This is a genomic window from Pantoea dispersa, assembly GCF_014155765.1.
Lineage (GTDB): Bacteria > Pseudomonadota > Gammaproteobacteria > Enterobacterales > Enterobacteriaceae > Pantoea > Pantoea dispersa.
Window position 1 is genome coordinate 350,885 of sequence record NZ_SCKT01000004.1, and the last position, 16,661, is coordinate 367,545.

General features: G+C 57.8%; 16 protein-coding genes. 8 read left to right on the forward strand and 8 right to left on the reverse strand.

Annotation, left to right across the window (positions count from 1 at the left end):
* The first annotated feature begins 27 nt into the window (after positions 1-27).
* The 6 genes from dnaE to H7K56_RS14870 all read left to right on the forward strand — a co-directional run bounded on the left by dnaE (position 28) and on the right by H7K56_RS14870 (position 9,052).
* Positions 28-3,510: a DNA polymerase III subunit alpha gene (gene dnaE, locus H7K56_RS14845; protein WP_058759534.1), complete on the forward strand. Its 3,483-nt coding sequence runs from the start codon at positions 28-30 to the stop codon at positions 3,508-3,510.
* 12 nt (positions 3,511-3,522) lie between these two features.
* A complete protein-coding gene (gene accA, locus H7K56_RS14850) occupies positions 3,523-4,482 on the forward strand; it encodes an acetyl-CoA carboxylase carboxyl transferase subunit alpha (RefSeq protein WP_021507476.1) in 960 nt (319 codons plus the stop codon).
* 277 nt (positions 4,483-4,759) lie between these two features.
* The gene (locus H7K56_RS14855; protein WP_150360723.1) at positions 4,760-6,910 is read left to right on the forward strand and encodes a lysine decarboxylase LdcC; all 2,151 of its coding nucleotides are present in this window, start codon (positions 4,760-4,762) and stop codon (positions 6,908-6,910) included.
* Between the two features lie 75 nt (positions 6,911-6,985).
* Positions 6,986-7,375, forward strand: a complete 390-nt coding sequence (locus tag H7K56_RS14860) for a VOC family protein (RefSeq protein WP_058770579.1) — start codon at positions 6,986-6,988, stop codon at positions 7,373-7,375.
* A 54-nt stretch (positions 7,376-7,429) separates the two neighbouring features.
* A complete protein-coding gene (gene tilS / locus H7K56_RS14865) occupies positions 7,430-8,728 on the forward strand; it encodes a tRNA lysidine(34) synthetase TilS (RefSeq protein ID WP_058774793.1) in 1,299 nt (432 codons plus the stop codon).
* 15 nt (positions 8,729-8,743) lie between these two features.
* Entirely contained in the window at positions 8,744-9,052 is a 309-nt protein-coding gene (locus H7K56_RS14870; protein ID WP_031279691.1) for a c-type cytochrome, read from the forward strand.
* A gap of 39 nt (positions 9,053-9,091) precedes the next feature.
* Here H7K56_RS14870 and rof read toward each other — a convergent pair whose 3' ends face one another.
* Positions 9,092-9,355 (reverse strand): Rho-binding antiterminator, encoded by a 264-nt coding sequence (gene rof, locus H7K56_RS14875; protein WP_021507471.1) that lies wholly within the window; start codon positions 9,353-9,355, stop codon positions 9,092-9,094.
* A complete protein-coding gene (locus H7K56_RS14880; RefSeq protein ID WP_021507470.1) occupies positions 9,342-9,542 on the reverse strand; it encodes a YaeP family protein in 201 nt (66 codons plus the stop codon). The genes rof and H7K56_RS14880 overlap by 14 nt, the downstream gene beginning before the upstream one ends.
* A gap of 216 nt (positions 9,543-9,758) precedes the next feature.
* Between H7K56_RS14880 and arfB the strand changes: the two genes are divergently transcribed.
* A complete protein-coding gene (gene arfB / locus H7K56_RS14885) occupies positions 9,759-10,169 on the forward strand; it encodes an alternative ribosome rescue aminoacyl-tRNA hydrolase ArfB (RefSeq protein ID WP_021507469.1) in 411 nt (136 codons plus the stop codon).
* 32 nt (positions 10,170-10,201) lie between these two features.
* Here arfB and proS read toward each other — a convergent pair whose 3' ends face one another.
* The 6 genes from proS to metN form a co-directional block, all read right to left on the reverse strand.
* Positions 10,202-11,920 carry a proline--tRNA ligase gene (gene proS / locus H7K56_RS14890; RefSeq protein ID WP_058759538.1) on the reverse strand — a complete coding sequence of 573 codons (1,719 nt, stop codon included), beginning with the start codon at positions 11,918-11,920 and terminating at the stop codon, positions 10,202-10,204.
* 91 nt (positions 11,921-12,011) lie between these two features.
* Entirely contained in the window at positions 12,012-12,719 is a 708-nt protein-coding gene (gene tsaA, locus H7K56_RS14895) for a tRNA (N6-threonylcarbamoyladenosine(37)-N6)-methyltransferase TrmO (RefSeq protein WP_150360724.1), read from the reverse strand.
* Positions 12,716-13,117: an envelope stress sensor lipoprotein RcsF gene (gene rcsF / locus H7K56_RS14900; protein ID WP_021507466.1), complete on the reverse strand. Its 402-nt coding sequence runs from the start codon at positions 13,115-13,117 to the stop codon at positions 12,716-12,718. Before rcsF ends, tsaA begins: the two co-directional genes overlap by 4 nt.
* 127 nt (positions 13,118-13,244) lie before the next feature.
* Positions 13,245-14,060 carry a MetQ/NlpA family lipoprotein gene (locus H7K56_RS14905; protein ID WP_021507465.1) on the reverse strand — a complete coding sequence of 272 codons (816 nt, stop codon included), beginning with the start codon at positions 14,058-14,060 and terminating at the stop codon, positions 13,245-13,247.
* Between the two features lie 37 nt (positions 14,061-14,097).
* On the reverse strand, positions 14,098-14,751 hold the full coding sequence (locus tag H7K56_RS14910) for a methionine ABC transporter permease MetI (protein ID WP_021507464.1): 654 nt from the start codon (positions 14,749-14,751) through the stop codon (positions 14,098-14,100).
* Complete coding sequence (metN, locus tag H7K56_RS14915; protein WP_127833709.1) at positions 14,744-15,775, reverse strand: methionine ABC transporter ATP-binding protein MetN; 1,032 nt, start codon at positions 15,773-15,775, stop codon at positions 14,744-14,746. The genes H7K56_RS14910 and metN overlap by 8 nt, the downstream gene beginning before the upstream one ends.
* Positions 15,776-15,963: 188 nt before the next feature.
* Between metN and gmhB the strand changes: the two genes are divergently transcribed.
* The gene (gene gmhB / locus H7K56_RS14920) at positions 15,964-16,524 is read left to right on the forward strand and encodes a D-glycero-beta-D-manno-heptose 1,7-bisphosphate 7-phosphatase (protein ID WP_058780475.1); all 561 of its coding nucleotides are present in this window, start codon (positions 15,964-15,966) and stop codon (positions 16,522-16,524) included.
* The last annotated feature ends 137 nt before the right edge of the window (positions 16,525-16,661 follow it).

Consider the following 16,661-nt stretch of genomic DNA (forward strand, 5'->3'; position numbering starts at 1 on the left):
CTGACGCTGTTTTAACCGGAAACTGATATGGCTGAACCTCGTTTTATACATCTGCGCGTACACAGCGATTACTCCATGGTTGATGGTCTGGCCAAGACCGGGCCGCTGGTAAAAAAGGCGGCCGCGCTCGGCATGCCAGCCATTGCCATCACCGACTACACCAACCTGTGCGGGCTGGTGCGCTTTTATGGCAGCGCGCACAGCGCCGGTATCAAACCGATCGTCGGGGCCGACTTCCAGGTGGCCAGCGATTTGATGGGCGATGAGCTGACGCAGCTCACCGTGCTGGCGGCTAATAACACCGGTTACCAGAATCTGACGCTGCTGATTTCGCGCGCTTACCAGCGCGGTTACGGTATCGCCGGACCGATTATCGATCGCGACTGGCTCCTGGAGCTGGGCGAAGGGTTGATTCTGCTGTCGGGCGGACGGCGCGGTGACGTCGGTCGCAGCCTGCTGCGCGGCAATAACGCGCTGGTGGCGCAGTGCCTGAGCTTCTATCAGCAGCATTTCCCTAACCGCTACTATCTGGAACTGACGCGTACCGGCCGGCCAGACGAAGAGGCCTATCTGCACGCCGCGGTTGAGCTGGCGATTGCTGAATCGGTGCCGGTGGTGGCCACCAATGAAGTCTGCTTCCTCAACGAAGAAGATTTCGATGCCCATGAAATCCGCGTGGCGATTCACGACGGCTACACGCTGGACGATCCTAAACGTCCGCGCAACTACAGTCCTCAGCAATATATGCGCAGCGAAGAGGAGATGTGCGAGCTGTTCTCGGACATCCCGGAAGCGCTGGAAAACAGCGTAGAGATTGCTAAGCGTTGTAACGTCACGGTGCGCCTCGGCGAATATTTCCTGCCGCAGTTCCCGACCGGCGACATGTCGACCGAAGATTTCCTGGTGATGAAGTCGCGCGAAGGGCTGGAGGAGCGCCTGGCGTTTCTCTTCCCGGATGAGCAGGTGCGTGCTGAACGCCGGCCGGAATATGACGAGCGTCTCGACATCGAGCTCAACGTCATTAACCAGATGGGCTTCCCCGGCTACTTCCTGATCGTGATGGAGTTTATCCAGTGGTCGAAGGATAACGGCATTCCGGTCGGGCCGGGACGTGGTTCCGGTGCCGGTTCACTGGTGGCCTATGCGCTGAAAATTACCGATCTCGATCCGCTGGAGTTTGACCTGCTGTTCGAACGTTTCCTTAACCCGGAACGTGTCTCGATGCCCGACTTTGACGTCGACTTCTGCATGGAAAAACGTGACCAGGTGATCGATCACGTGGCTGAGATGTACGGCCGCGATGCGGTGTCGCAGATTATCACCTTTGGTACCATGGCGGCGAAAGCGGTGATTCGTGACGTCGGCCGGGTGCTGGGTCATCCGTACGGCTTTGTTGATCGCATCTCGAAACTGATCCCGCCGGATCCCGGCATGACGCTGGAAAAAGCGTTCCAGGCGGAACCGCAGCTGCCGGAGATCTACGAAGCTGACGAAGAGGTCAAAGCGCTGATCGACATGGCGCGCAAGCTGGAAGGGGTCACGCGTAACGCCGGCAAGCACGCCGGTGGAGTAGTTATTGCGCCGACCAAAATCACCGATTTTGCGCCGCTGTACTGCGATGAGAACGGCCAGTTCCCGGTCACCCAGTTCGATAAAAACGACGTGGAATACGCCGGACTGGTGAAGTTTGACTTCCTCGGCCTGCGCACGCTGACCATCATCGACTGGGCGCTGAAGATGATCAACCCGCGGCGTGAAAAGCAGGGTTTACCGCCGATCGATATCGCCGCCATCCCGCTGGATGACAAAAAAAGCTTCGACATGCTGCAACGCTCGGAAACCACCGCGGTGTTCCAGCTTGAATCGCGCGGCATGAAAGATCTGATTAAGCGCCTGAAGCCGGACTGCTTCGAAGATATGATCGCACTGGTGGCGCTGTTCCGTCCGGGGCCGCTGCAGTCGGGCATGGTCGATAACTTTATTGACCGTAAGCACGGCCGTGAAGCCATCTCCTACCCGGACATTCAGTGGCAGCATGAGAGCCTGAAGCCGGTGCTGGAGCCGACCTACGGCATCATCCTCTATCAGGAACAGGTGATGCAGATTGCCCAGGTGCTGTCCGGCTATACGCTGGGCGGCGCGGATATGCTGCGTCGTGCCATGGGTAAAAAGAAGCCGGAGGAGATGGCCAAGCAGCGTTCGGTGTTCCAGGACGGTGCTGAGAAGATGGGCATCAACGGCGAACTGTCGATGAAAATCTTCGATCTGGTGGAGAAGTTCGCAGGCTACGGCTTTAACAAGTCGCACTCTGCTGCTTATGCGCTGGTCTCCTATCAGACGCTGTGGCTGAAAGCGCACTATCCGGCCGAGTTCATGGCGGCGGTGATGACCGCCGATATGGATAACACCGAGAAGGTGGTTGGACTGGTGGATGAGTGCTGGCGCATGGGGCTGAAAGTGCTGCCGCCAGACATTAACTCCGGGCTCTATCCGTTCCACGTCAACGATGACGGGGAGATCGTGTACGGCATCGGCGCCATCAAAGGCGTGGGTGAGGGGCCGATCGAAGCGATCCTCGAAGCGCGTAATCAGGGCGGCTACTTTAAAGAGCTGTTTGATCTCTGCGCGCGCACCGACACTAAAAAGATCAACCGTCGCGTGATGGAAAAACTGATCATGTCCGGCGCGTTCGATCGCCTTGGCCCGCACCGCGCGGCGCTGATGAGCGCGCTGGGGGACGCCCTGAAGGCGGCGGACCAGCATGCCAAAGCCGAAGCGACGGGGCAGGCGGATATGTTCGGCGTGCTGGCGGAAGAGCCCGAGCAGGTTGAGCAATCTTACGCGGCCATTACGCCGTGGCCGGAACAGGTGCAGCTGGACGGCGAGCGTGAGACGCTCGGTCTGTATCTCACCGGTCATCCGATCAATCAGTATCTGAAAGAAATTGAGCGCTACGTTGGCGGCATGCGCCTGAAAGACATGCATCCAACAGAACGTGGTAAAGTGACCGTTGCGGCCGGGCTGGTGATTGCCGCCCGCGTCATGGTCACCAAGCGCGGCAACCGAATTGGTATCTGTACTCTTGACGACCGCTCTGGCCGTCTTGAGGTGATGTTATTTACCGATGCGTTAGATAAATACCAGCAGCTGCTGGAGAAGGACCGTATCCTGATCGTCAGTGGACAGGTCAGCTTTGATGACTTTAGCGGTGGGCTTAAAATGACCGCCCGGGAAGTCATGGACATCGACGAAGCGCGGGAAAAATACGCGCGCGGACTTGCTATCTCGCTGACGGACAGGCAAATTGATGACCAGCTTTTAAACCGTCTCCGCCAGTCTCTGGAGCCTCATCGCTCCGGGACCATTCCGGTGCATCTCTATTATCAGAGAGCAGATGCGCGGGCGAAGCTGCGCTTTGGTGCAGCGTGGCGTATTTCGCCCAGCGATCGTTTACTCAACGATTTGCGGTCGTTAGTAGGGTCGGAGCAGGTGGAACTGGAGTTTGACTAAAACAGGAACATTATGAGTCTTAATTACCTGGATTTTGAACAGCCAATCGCTGAACTGGAAGCGAAAATCGACTCGCTGAAATCGATTGGTCGTTCGGATGAGAAACACGATATTAATCTGGATGAAGAAGTGCAGCGTCTGCGCGAGAAAAGCGTCGAGCTGACCCGTAAAATCTTCTCCGATTTGGGTGCATGGCAGGTTGCGCAGCTGGCGCGCCATCCGCTGCGTCCTTATACGCTGGACTATGTCCGCAATGCGTTTGACGATTTTGACGAGCTGGCCGGTGACCGCGCCTATGCCGATGATAAAGCCATTGTCGGCGGCATCGCTCGTCTGGATGGGCGTCCGGTGATGGTCATTGGCCATCAGAAAGGCCGCGAAACCAAAGAGAAAATCCGGCGTAACTTCGGTATGCCAGCACCCGAGGGCTACCGTAAAGCACTGCGTCTGATGGAGATGGCCGAGCGCTTTAAGATGCCACTGATCACCTTCATCGACACGCCGGGTGCCTATCCGGGCGTGGGCGCGGAAGAGCGCGGTCAGTCTGAAGCGATTGCCCGCAACCTGCGCGAGATGTCAGGCCTGAAGATCCCGGTGATCTGTACCGTGATCGGCGAAGGCGGCTCCGGCGGCGCGCTGGCGATTGGCGTTGGCGATAAAGTGAATATGCTGCAGTACAGCACCTATTCGGTGATCTCACCGGAAGGCTGTGCGTCAATTCTGTGGAAGAGCGCCGACAAAGCGCCACTGGCCGCAGAAGCGATGGGCATCACCGCCGGGCGTCTGAAAGAGCTGAAGCTGATCGATTCGATCATCCCGGAACCGCTGGGCGGCGCGCACCGTCATCCGGTGGACATGGCGGCAGCGCTCAAGCAGCAGCTGCTGGCCGATCTGGCCGATCTCGATGTGCTGAGCACGGAAGAGCTGCTTAACCGCCGCTATCAGCGTCTGATGAGCTACGGCTACGCGTAAGCGCCGAAAAGCCTTCACAGAAGCGGACCCCGGTCCGCTTTTTTTATGCCTGTTTTCCGCGATCAGGCTTGAGTTCTCCGCTGGGTTGCCATTTATGGCGGTGCGCATTAATGCGCACCCTGGGAAAAACCGGCAGTGATCCCGCAGGCGCGCCATTCATGGCGACCTGATATGCCTCGCTGACAAACATCAGGCCAACAACGGCGCTATTCCGGAACATTCACCCGCCACTTTTCGCTATCCTTATTCCGTGCCACAACACCACAGGAGGTGAGCATTGAATATTATTGCGATCATGGGACCGCACGGCGCGTTCTACAAAGATGAACCGATTCGCGAACTGGACGCGGCGCTGAAGCTGCAGGGTTTCCAGACCGTTTATCCCAACAATGCCAGCGACCTGCTGAAACTGATTGAACACAACCCGCGCGTCTGCGGGGTGATATTTGACTGGGACGACTACAGCCTGGCGCTGTGCAGCGACATCAATCAGCTTAACGAATCACTGCCGCTGTATGCCTTCATCAACACCCATTCGCAGATGGATGTCAGCATTAATGAAATGCGCATGGCGCTGCACTTCTTCGAATACGCGCTCAATGCCGCTGACGATATCGCACTGCATATCCGGCAGTACACCGATGAGTACATCGACAAAATTATGCCGCCGCTGACCAAAGCGCTGTTCACCTACGTCAAAGAGGGGAAATACACCTTCTGCACGCCGGGCCACATGGGCGGCACGGCGTTTCAGAAAAGCCCGGTCGGCAGCCTGTTCTATGATTTCTTCGGCGCCAACACGCTGAAAGCGGATGTATCGATCTCGGTCACTGAGCTGGGCTCGCTGCTCGATCACACCGGTCCGCACCTCGAAGCAGAAGAGTATGTGGCGCGCACCTTTGGCGCTGAACAGAGCTATATGGTCACCAACGGCACGTCGACTTCAAATAAAATCGTCGGAATGTACGCCGCACCGGCCGGCAGCACGGTGCTGATTGACCGCAACTGCCACAAATCGCTGACTCATCTGCTGATGATGAGCGACATCATCCCCATCTGGCTCAAACCAACGCGCAACGCCCTGGGCATTTTGGGTGGCATCCCTAAGCGCGAATTCACCCGCGACAGCATCCAGCAGAAAGTTAACGACACACCGCGCGCCCGCTGGCCGGTGCATGCGGTCATCACCAACTCAACCTACGACGGTCTGCTGTATAACACGCAATACATCAAGCAGACGCTGGACGTGCCGTCCATCCACTTCGATTCCGCCTGGGTGCCGTACACTAATTTTCACCCTATCTACAGCGGCAAAAGCGGCATGAGCGGCGAGCGCATTCCCGGCAAAGTGATCTATGAAACCCAGTCGACCCACAAACTGCTGGCGGCGTTCTCACAGGCGTCGCTGATTCACATCAAGGGCGATTACGATCACGACACCTTCAACGAAGCCTACATGATGCACACCACCACCTCGCCGAGCTACGCGATCGTCTCTTCGATTGAGACCGCAGCGGCGATGCTGCGCGGTAATCCGGGCCGGCGGCTGATTAATCGCTCGGTGGAGCGCGCACTGCATTTTCGCCGCGAGATCCAGCGGTTGCGCGAAGAGTCTGACGGCTGGTTCTTTGATATCTGGCAGCCGGAACAGGTGGATGAAGCCGAATGCTGGCCGATTCAGCCGGGCGACGAGGCGTGGCACGGCTTTACCCACGCCGATCGCGATCATATGTACCTTGATCCCATCAAAGTCACCATTCTCACGCCGGGCATGAGCGAACTGGGCCAGATGGCGGAAGAGGGCATTCCGGCCGCGCTGGTGGCGAAATTCCTCGACCAGCGTGGCATCGTGGTGGAGAAGACCGGACCGTATAACCTGCTGTTCCTGTTCAGCATTGGCATCGATAAAACCAAAGCGATGAGCGTGCTGCGCGGGCTGACGGAGTTCAAACGTGCCTACGATCTCAACCTGCGGGTAAAAAACATGCTGCCGGATCTCTATGCTGAAGATCCTGACTTCTACCGTAATATGCGCATCCAGACGCTGGCGCAGGGCATTCATCAGCTGATCCTGCAGCACGATTTGCCGCGTCTGATGCTGCGGGCATTTGACGTTCTGCCGGAGATGAAGATGACGCCGCACCAGGCGTTTCAGCGGCAGGTGCAGGGACAGGTGGAAACCGTGGACATTCGCGAGCTGGTCGGGCGGATTTCAGCCAACATGATCCTGCCTTATCCGCCAGGCGTGCCGCTGGTGATGCCGGGCGAGATGATTACCGAACAGAGCCGGGCGGTGCTGGATTTCCTGCTGATGCTCTGTACCATCGGGCGGCACTATCCCGGCTTTGAAACGGATATTCACGGTGCCACGCTCACCGACGACGGTCGCTATCTGGTGCGCGTGCTGCGCGACGAGCCTGCGCGCTAACTTCAGATAATTGCCTCTTTTCAGCGCCGCGCCGGGCACGTAGGCTAAGCGGCTCAGAATACTTTCGGAGCCGCTATGCTGCAGATAAAACAGATCCACCACATCGCCATTATTGCCACCGATTATCAGCGCAGTAAGGCGTTTTACTGCGACGTGCTGGGCTTTGAGCTGCTGGGTGAATACTATCGCGCTGAGCGCGACTCATGGAAAGGCGATCTTGGCCTTAATGGCGTCTATACCATTGAGCTGTTCTCGTTTCCTGCGCCGCCGCCGCGCGTCAGCGGGCCGGAAGCGTGCGGGCTGCGCCATCTGGCGTTTTGTGTGGATGATGTCGAACAGTCGGTTGCCGCGCTGGCAGAAAAGGGCGTGGTGTGCGAGCCGATCCGCATCGATGCTCTCACCGGTAAAGCCTGCACCTTCTTCCCCGATCCGGATGGTTTGCCGCTGGAGCTGTATCAGGCGTAAAATAGCGCGCGCAGTGAGCCGCAATCCGGCGGTTCACCTCAACGGAATGCGTGCATGTCCTTTTCTCATCTTGCTGCGCTGCTGCCAGCCGATGCCCGCTGCGTGCTGGCATTCAGCGGCGGGCTCGATTCCAGCGTTCTGCTGCATCAGTTAGTGAGCTGGCAACGCCAGCAGCCGCAGCTGCGCGTGCGCGCATTACACGTGCATCATGGTTTAAGCCCCAACGCCGATCGCTGGGCGGCGCACTGCCAGCAGCAGTGTCAGCAGTGGCACATTCACTGTGAGGTGCTGCGCGTGCAGGTGGACGCTCGCGCCGGCGGGATCGAAGCCGCAGCCCGCACGGCGCGCTATCAGGCGTTATTCACTCACCTGCAACCCGGTGAGTACTTACTTACTGCTCAGCACCTCGATGACCAGGCTGAAACGCTGCTGCTGGCGCTGAAACGCGGCAGCGGTCCGGCGGGTCTGGCGGCGATGCCGCAGCAGCGGCAGGTTAACGGCCACTGGCATCTGCGCCCGTTGCTCAACCTCAGCCGTCAGCAGCTGGAAGCTTACGCTGTCGGGCACCAGCTGGACTGGATTGACGATGAGAGCAACGCTGACCGTCGCTACGATCGCAATTTCCTGCGCCAGGACGTGCTGCCGCTGCTGCAGGCGCGCTGGCCGCACTTCAGCGCGGCCAGCGCCCGCAGCGCAGCGCTGTGCGGTGAGCAGGAGCAACTGCTGGATGAGCTGCTCAGCGAGCAGCTGGCGCAACTGACCGATGCCCAGGGCGCACTGCATTTTCCGCCGCTGCTGGCCTGCAGCGAGGCGCGGCGGCACGCGCTGCTGCGGCGCTGGATTAGCGAACGCGGTGGCGCAATGCCCGCGCGCGACGCGCTGCAGCGCATTACCGACGAGGTGATGCACAGCCGTGAAGATGCGCAGCCGTGTCTGCGCTTTGGCGCGCACGAACTGCGGCGCTACCGGGAGCGGCTTTACTGGCTGCCGCGACAGCACTCACTGAGTCAGCACTCGCTAACCTGGCAGCCGCTGACGCAGCCATTAATTTTGCCTGATGGGCTGGGTGAACTGCGCGCCAGCCCGGCGCAGGCGGAACTGCGCCAGCCGGCGGCGGATGAGCAGGTTATTGTGCGCTTTCAGGCCCGCGGCTATCACCATGTTGTCGGCCGGGCTGGTGGTCGCGAAATGAAAAAACTGTGGCAGGAGCTGGGCGTCCCGCCGTGGCAGCGCGAACGCATTCCGTTGATTTACTACAACCAGACGCTGATTGCTGCGCCCGGGCTGTTTGTCACCCGCGCAGGCGCGGCGGGCGAGACGCAAGGCTGGCAGGCGATCTGGTCAACACCCTAAAAAGGAACAGCAATGATGAAACAGTGGATTGTCGCGGCGCTACTGGCTGCTGCGCTGCCGGCGTTTGCGCAGGGCGACGTCAAGGCTGGCGCGCAGAAAGCCGCCAGCTGTATGGCGTGCCATGGCGCGGAAGGTAAGAGCGCGGTGCCGCTTTACCCTAATCTGGCCGGGCAGCATGCGCCCTACCTGCTGCATTCGCTGCAGGCCTACAAAAAAGGCGAGCGCAGTGGCGGTCAGGCAGAGGTGATGAAAGCCTTTGTTGCCGGGTTGAGCGATCAGGATATGGATGATTTAGCGGCGTACTACGCTTCGCTGCAGCCTTAAGCGAGGTGGGCGGGAACAGCTTTCCCGCCCGGGGAGAGATTATTCGTCTTCGCTGACGATAACGGTGCCCAGCTCAGGATGGCTGAAGCTGGCGATGTGGTCGAGACGCAGCTCGCGCGTTTCACCGGAGAGGTCGACCGCAAGATACTCGACGTTTTTACGTGAGACCATGTCCACGGCTTTCGCTTTCAGCTGGTCGCCGTTTTTGAGCTCCAGCGACAGCGTCCAGTGTTTGGTACAGGCGAGCTCGAGGTTGTCGTAGTCATCACAGTTGATGGGTTTGTAGGCTTCATTCGTCAACATAGTCGCTCACCAATAAGTTTGCAGCGGCATACGCTGCCTGTTCCCTGACAGAAGAGTTTAGCGCAGAATTAGCGGCAATATCATTGAGTGCTTTCAGTGCGCATCCGATCGCGTCTGGCACATACCCCAGGTCGCCGCTGCCAATCCCGGCATACTTCTGGCGAACTAACTCACAATACTTTTGCACATACACCTCCTCAGCAGAGCATCAATACTCTGGTTGATATGCGACTATATCACAGGGGTTCGCTGGAAATCAGCCAGGGGGCGCAGGGAAGGTGGCAAAGAAAGGGCAAAAAGTGACAGCCAGCACTGGTCTCAGCCAGCCTGGCGGCGCACAAAAGGTTAAGTTGATGAACAGGTTATTTCCGGATACAACCGCGCTGATAACGGCAGGTGGCAGATGATTGTGCTGTCACGTAGTGTTTCAATTGCGGACAATGAAGTGGAGCTCAGTGCCATTCGCGCTCAGGGCGCGGGCGGCCAGCACGTCAATAAGACGTCGACCGCTATCCATCTGCGTTTCGATATTCACGCCTCGTCGCTACCGCCGTTTTATAAACAGCGGCTGCTGGAGGCGAACCACCATTTGATCAGCGCCGATGGCGTGGTGATTATCAAAGCGCAGGAGTATCGCAGCCAGGAGATGAACCGCGAAGCGGCGCTGCAGCGGCTGATCAACCTGATACGCGAGCTGACAACGGTGGAGAAAGTGCGCCGCGCGACGCGCCCGACGCGGGCGTCCCGAGAGCGGCGGCTGGAAGGCAAATCACGACGCAGCAATGTGAAGGCGCTGCGCGGCAAGCTACGCTAAAAAAAACGCCTCCGGCAGGAGGCGTCAGGGGATTACTTGTTGAGTGCGCGGCTGAGGAAGTCGACGATGTCGTGCTGCTTGATCATCTGCTTCTCGCTGGCGGCGCGGGCTTTGTACTCGATCTCCTGGTTATCCAGGTTGCGATCGCCAATTACAATAGTGTGCGGTACGCCAATCAGTTCCATATCGGCGAACATCACGCCCGGACGCTCTTTACGATCGTCAAGAATGACATCAATGCCTTTGGCGCGCAGCTCGTTGTACAGCTGTTCCGCCAGCTCTTTCACGCGGAAGGATTTGTGCATGTTCATCGGCAGAATCGCCACTTCGAACGGTGCCAGCGCCGCTGGCCAGATAATTCCGCGCTCGTCGTGGTTCTGTTCGATAGCCGCCGCCACGACGCGGGTGATACCGATACCGTAGCAGCCCATGGTCATGATCTGGTTGCGACCATCTTCACCCTGTACCGCTGCTTTCATCGCGTCCGAATATTTGGTGCCGAGCTGGAAGATGTGGCCGACTTCAATGCCGCGCTTAATCATCAGCACGCCTTTACCATCCGGGCTCGGATCGCCTTCTACCACGTTACGAATATCTTCTACGCGTGCTTCTGGCAGATCGCGGCCCCAGTTGATGCCGGCATAGTGCTGGCCATCAATGTTGGCGCCTGCCGCGAAGTCACTCATTTTTGCCACAGTGCGGTCAGCAATCACCGGGATGGTCAGGCCGACCGGACCGAGAGAGCCAAAACCGGCACCGATGGCGGCGCGAATCTCTTCCTCGCTGCCCATTTCCAGTGGCGCGGCCACGATGTCCAGATGCTCGGCTTTGATTTCGTTGAGCTCGTGGTCGCCGCGTAACAGCAGCGCAACCAGCGAATGACCGCTCTCTTCGCTGGCTTTCACAATCAGCGTTTTCACCGTTTTTTCTACCGGGATCTGGTGCTGTTCGACCAGCTCGGCGATGGTTTTCGCGTTTGGCGTAGCGAACTGCGTCAGCGCCTGCGTTGCCGCCGGGCGCTCACCGGCAGGAGCCAGCGCTTCGGCTTTCTCAATGTTGGCCGCGTAATCGGACTCGCTGGAGAAGATCACATCATCTTCACCACTCTGCGCCAGCACCTGGAACTCATGCGAGCCGCTGCCGCCAATCGAACCGGTATCGGCCTGCACGGCGCGGAAATCCAGCCCCATGCGGCTAAAGCTCTGGCTGTAGGCGCGGTACATCGCATCGTAAGTTTCCTGCAGCGACTCCTGCGAGGTGTGGAATGAGTACGCATCCTTCATGATGAATTCGCGCGAACGCATCACGCCAAAACGCGGGCGTACTTCATCACGGAATTTGGTCTGGATCTGATAGACGTTGAGCGGCAGCTGCTTATAGGAGCTCAGCTCGTTGCGGATCAGGTCGGTGACCACTTCTTCATGGGTCGGACCCAGCACGAACGGACGTTCGTGGCGGTCTTTAATGCGCAGCAGCTCCGGGCCGTACTGCTCCCAGCGACCGCTCTCTTCCCACAGATCGGCTGGCTGAACCACCGGCATGGAGATCTCAATCGCACCGGCGTTGTTCATCTCTTCGCGCACGATGTTTTCAACTTTTCGCAGCACGCGAATACCGGTCGGCAGCCAGGTATAGAGACCGGAAGCCAGTTTGCGGATCATACCGGCGCGCAGCATCAGCTGGTGGCTGATCACTTCAGCATCGGAAGGCGTCTCCTTCAGGGTGGAGAGCAGATATTGAGTAGTACGCATTAATTTACGATTCCAGTTGTACGGAAGGATACGAACAAAAAATTTGCTGGCGGCTAGTGTACCAGCGAGATCCGTCACTCAAAAGCTTGTTTTAGCGCGGATCGAGCGCGATCACCTCGGTTCCCGCCGCGTCAATGCGCCAGCGCACATTAAAGTCGAGCAGCCACGCGGCATATTCACGGCCAGGGCTTTCGCCTTTGCGATAAGCCGGACGCGGATCCTGCGCCAGCACTTCAGTGATAAAGCGCGCCAGCTGCGGGTAATGGCGTTGCTGCTGCTGCAGTTGTTGCTGCGCCTGCGCGGAGAAACGCACCGGCATGCTGGCGTCGGGCGCGCTCTGAGCGAACCCCGCGCGCGCCTCCGGCAACGCTTCGGCGAAGGGCAGGTAAGGCTTGATATCCACCACAGGGGTGCCGTCCACCAAATCGAGGCTGCCTAATTGCAGAATCACCTGTTGCTGCTCGCAGCGGATGCCTTTGAGCTCAACCAGCGACATGCCGATAGGATTGGGGCGAAAGGTCGAGCGGGTGGCAAATACGCCCATGCGGGCATTACCGCCGAGGCGCGGCGGGCGTACGGTTGGGCACCAGCCGCCTGCCATGGTCTGGTGAAAGACAAACAGCACCCATAGATGGCTGAATGCCTCCAGTCCACGCACCGCTTCAGGCTGATTGTACGGCGCCAGCAGATGCAGTTCGCCACCGCCGTCCTGCACCAGACCCGGCTGGCGCGGTACGGCAAATTTCTCTTTCCACGGCGAACGGATCACGCCGATTTGCGCAAAGGCAAATTCACTCATTGATTCGAAACTTTCAGCGCAGAGCCCTGGCATACGGCCTGGCGATAGCAGCCTGGCGTGCTGGAGACAATTTCACACTTGTGCAGCAGCACGGCGTTGGCTTTCATGCCGGCCGCTTTAATCTGCAGGCGTTTACGCGCGGTATTGAGGTTCGGCGGCGAGTCCTGGGTGCTGCTCTGGCAATCATCACCCGACACTTCGCCCAGATCGCGGAACGGATTGCTGACCAGATCGGTCGCATCGGTATAGATCTTCACCGGGGCCGGACGCGCAGCCGGTTTGCGCTGAGGTTCGCTGGTTGATTGCTGCGGGCGAGACGGAGCACTGCTTATTGGGTGATATTCACGCACGCACCCGGTCAGCATCAATGCCAACAAGCAGAGCGGTAAAAAACGCATGGCAACATCCTCATGTAATAAAAAGTGGCGTTATTGAAACAAGGACGACCAGAAATAACAAGTCAGCTGCCACATGCTGAAATAGAAAGGGCGGCCGAAGCCGCCCTGCACCGCATGAAAGGGATAATTACCAGCCTTTCACTGCGCCGCCGTTGAAGATTTTGTTGGCGGCTTCAGACACTTCGTCTGACTGATAAGCCTCAACAAACTTCTTCACGTTCTCCGCGTCTTTGTTGTCTTCGCGGCTAACGATCAGGTTCACGTACGGCGAGTCTTTATCTTCTACGAAGATGCCGTCTTTCGCTGGGGTCAGGCCAATCTGGCTGGCGTAAGTGGTGTTGATCACCGCCAGCGCAATCTGCTGATCGTCCAGTGAACGTGGCAGCTGTGGCGCTTCCAGCTCAACAATCTTCAGGTTCTTTGGATTCTCAGTGATATCCAGTGAGGTTGGCAGCAGGCCCACACCATCTTTCAGTTTGATCAGGCCCACTTTCTGCAGCAGCAGCAGAGAACGACCGAGGTTGGTTGGATCGTTCGGGATAGCGATCTGCGCACCGTTCTGCAGCTCATCCAGCGATTTGATTTTTTTCGAGTAGCCGGCAATCGGATAAACGAAGGTGTTGCCGACCGGCACCAGTTTGTAACCGCGGTCTTTGATCTGCTGATCGAGGTACGGCTTGTGCTGGAAGGCGTTAACGTCAATATCGCCTTTGCTCAGCGCTTCGTTAGGCAGCACGTAATCGTTAAAGGTAACCAGTTCAACATCGAGACCGTATTTCTCTTTCGCGACTTTCACGGCAGTTTCCGCAACCTGCTGCTCAGCCCCGACAATCACACCCACTTTAATGTGGTTGGGATCTTTCTCTTTCTGATCGCATCCTGCCAGCGCAATCGCGCCAATCAGAGCACCCACAGCGGCAATCTTTTTAAATGTGAAAGACATATCCTTTCCTTAATAGAGGACTATTGATGTTGTTTGCTTATTTATGTGACACCGCACGCACGATGCGGTCACCACAGAACTGAATTAAATACACCAGCACCACCAGCAAAATCAGCACGGTATTCATCACGGTGGCGTTATAGCCGATGTAACCATACTGATAGCCAATCTGGCCCAGACCGCCCGCGCCCACAGCACCGCCCATGGCGGAGTAGCCCACCAGCGTAATCAGGGTAATTGTAGCGGCATTCACCAGCCCTGGCAGCGCTTCCGGCAGCAGCACTTTACGCACGATCTGCAGCGGTGTGGCACCCATGGCGCGCGAGGCTTCAATCAGTCCGGTCGGCAACTCAAGCAGCGCATTTTCCACCATACGGGCGATAAACGGCGCCGCGCCCACGGTCAGCGGAACGATAGCCGCCTGCAGGCCAATGGAGGTGCCGACGATGGCGCGAGTAAACGGAATCATCCACACCAGCAGGATAATGAAAGGGATAGAACGGAAAATATTGACGATGGCTGACAGCACGCGATACAGCGCAGTGTTGGCCAGAATCTGCCCCGGACGGGTGACGTACAGCAGTACGCCAACCGGCAGGCCAAGCACAAAGCCAAAGAAACCAGAAACGAAGGTCATCATCAGCGTTTCCCAGACGCCACGCGTCAGTAACCACAGCATCGCTTCAGACATAACCCAGCACCTCTACTTTCACATGATTTTCTTTCAGCCAGGCAATAGCGGCTTGTGTATCTGTTTCACTGCCGTCCATTTCGGCCAGCATGATGCCGAACTTCACGCCACCGGCGTAATCCATCTGGGCACTGATAATGTTGTTATTGACGTTGAAACGGCGCGCGGCTTCTGACAGCAGCGGCGCATCCACCGATTTACCGGTGAACTCCAGCCGCAGCAGCGGCACGCTCTCGCTGCCCGCGCTCGCCTGCATGCGCTGCTGGTAATCATCCGGAATATCCAGATGCAGCGTTGACTGAATAAACTGCTGGGCCAGGGGCGTTTTCGGGTGCGAGAACACTTCGCTGACGCTGTCTTTTTCAATCAGTTCGCCGTTGCTGATCACCGCTACCTGATCGCAGATGCGTTTCACCACATCCATCTCGTGGGTGATAAGCAGAATAGTGATGCCGAGCCGACGGTTGATGTCTTTCAGCAGCTCCAGAATCGAGCGGGTGGTGGCCGGGTCCAGCGCGCTGGTGGCTTCATCACACAGCAGGACCTTCGGATTGCTGGCCAGCGCACGGGCAATCGCGACGCGCTGTTTCTGACCGCCGGACAGATTCGCCGGCCAGCTGTCGTGTTTGTCCGCCAGACCGACCAGCTCCAGCAGCTCGCTGACGCGCTTTTTGATCGCTTCGCGTGACAGGTTACCCAGCTCAAGCGGCAGCGCAACGTTGCCCGACACGGTGCGGGAGTTCATCAGGTTGAAGTGCTGGAAGATCATGCCAATCTGGCGGCGCGCCAGCGTTAACTGCCCGGAAGAGAGCGCGGTGAGCTCCTGACCGTCAACCAGCACGCGACCGGATGTCGGGCGCTCCAGCAGATTGACGCAGCGGATGAGCGTACTTTTACCGGCACCGGATGAACCGATGACGCCATAAATTTGTCCGGCAGGCACGTGCAGGCTAACGTTTGACAACGCCTGAATAGTGCGTGAACCCTGCTGGAACACTTTGGTGATATTTTCGAGTTTAATCATTAGTTTAATTGTTATCGTGTTGCGTTGTCCGTGGTGTATCGGTTTTCGCGCCGCCGGGGCAGGCGAAATCTGGATGGATGGTAAGGCATCCAGACGGCTAAATCAATCAAAGTCATTCAATCTGCCATTCTCACGGTATGCGCAATCATGCGATACTGCGCGGCACTATTTGCAGCAGGAGTTTCTACGTGGCGAACCCAGTCCCGGCTATTTTTCTCGATCGTGATGGCACCCTGAATGTTGATCACGGCTATGTTCATGAGATCGACAATTTTCAGTTTATTGATGGCACCATTGAAGCGCTGCAGGCGTTAAAGAAGATGGGCTACGCGCTGGTGCTGGTAACTAACCAGTCTGGCATCGCGCGCGGCATGTTTACCGAAGATCAGTTTATGCAACTCACTGAGTGGATGGACTGGTCGCTGGCCGATCGCGATGTCGATCTCGACGGCATCTATTTCTGTCCGCATCTGCCTGATGCAACGGTCGTGGAGTACCGTCAGACTTGCGATTGCCGCAAGCCGCAACCGGGCATGCTGCTTTCGGCACAGAAACACCTGAACATCGATATGGCGGCTTCTTATATGGTGGGCGATAAGCTGGAAGATATGCTGGCAGCGCAGGCGGCAGGTGTGGGAACCAAAGTGCTGGTGCGCAGTGGTAAGCCGGTCACCGCCGAAGGCGAAGCGGCTGCGGATTGGGTGATTGATAGTCTCGCAGAGCTGCCGGCGCGCATGAAAAAGGCCTGAAATCAGGCCTTCTGCACAAATCTTAAGCGAACAGTAAAAAAGTTGAAATTTGCACTTGCGCTTCCATAAGTTCGCCCTATAATGCGCCACCACTGAGACGGCAAAGCGGCAACGCAGGCGGCTCAGCAGGGCGTGAA

Excerpts from the sequence above, each read along its gene's own strand:
- tsaA (WP_150360724.1), bottom strand. The coding sequence starts at position 12,719 with ATGAGTGAATTTGCCTTTGCGCAAATCGGCGTGATCCGTTCGCCGTGG.
- accA (WP_021507476.1), top strand. The coding sequence starts at position 3,523 with ATGAGTCTTAATTACCTGGATTTTGAACAGCCAATCGCTGAACTGGAA.
- H7K56_RS14860 (WP_058770579.1), top strand. The coding sequence starts at position 6,986 with ATGCTGCAGATAAAACAGATCCACCACATCGCCATTATTGCCACCGAT.
- proS (WP_058759538.1), bottom strand. The coding sequence starts at position 11,920 with ATGCGTACTACTCAATATCTGCTCTCCACCCTGAAGGAGACGCCTTCC.
- metN (WP_127833709.1), bottom strand. The coding sequence starts at position 15,775 with ATGATTAAACTCGAAAATATCACCAAAGTGTTCCAGCAGGGTTCACGC.
- H7K56_RS14910 (WP_021507464.1), bottom strand. The coding sequence starts at position 14,751 with ATGTCTGAAGCGATGCTGTGGTTACTGACGCGTGGCGTCTGGGAAACG.
- rof (WP_021507471.1), bottom strand. The coding sequence starts at position 9,355 with ATGTTGACGAATGAAGCCTACAAACCCATCAACTGTGATGACTACGAC.
- tilS (WP_058774793.1), top strand. The coding sequence starts at position 7,430 with ATGTCCTTTTCTCATCTTGCTGCGCTGCTGCCAGCCGATGCCCGCTGC.
- arfB (WP_021507469.1), top strand. The coding sequence starts at position 9,759 with ATGATTGTGCTGTCACGTAGTGTTTCAATTGCGGACAATGAAGTGGAG.
- rcsF (WP_021507466.1), bottom strand. The coding sequence starts at position 13,117 with ATGCGTTTTTTACCGCTCTGCTTGTTGGCATTGATGCTGACCGGGTGC.
- dnaE (WP_058759534.1), top strand. The coding sequence starts at position 28 with ATGGCTGAACCTCGTTTTATACATCTGCGCGTACACAGCGATTACTCC.
- H7K56_RS14870 (WP_031279691.1), top strand. The coding sequence starts at position 8,744 with ATGAAACAGTGGATTGTCGCGGCGCTACTGGCTGCTGCGCTGCCGGCG.
- H7K56_RS14905 (WP_021507465.1), bottom strand. The coding sequence starts at position 14,060 with ATGTCTTTCACATTTAAAAAGATTGCCGCTGTGGGTGCTCTGATTGGC.